The 233-nt window shown below is 68.2% G+C and carries 1 protein-coding gene; it reads right to left on the reverse strand.

Features of this window, described 5'->3' with window-relative positions; all coding sequences use genetic code 11:
* Positions 1-219: transporter substrate-binding domain-containing protein (locus AC0I8G_RS26250; RefSeq protein WP_471732548.1), on the reverse strand; the 219-nt coding region annotated here is incomplete at its 3' end.
* Positions 220-233 lie beyond the last annotated feature (14 nt).

Here is a 233-nt window from a genome sequence, read left to right on the forward strand (position 1 = left end):
GGCCTGGCTGCCGGCGATGAAGTAGTCGACGAAGTCGACCTTCTCCTGGCGGGCGGCTCGGACGGTCATCGAGGAGACGACGAGGTCGGCCCGGTGCGCGCCGACGGTGTCGATGAGGTCGTCGACGCCGGTCTGGACGAAGGTCACCTTCAGGCCCATCCGCTGGGCCAGGTGGGTGACCACGTCGATGTCGGCACCGGTGAACGCGGTGCCGTTCATCGACTCCATCGGGG

The sequence above is a fragment of the Kineococcus sp. AC630 genome (genome assembly GCF_979255925.1).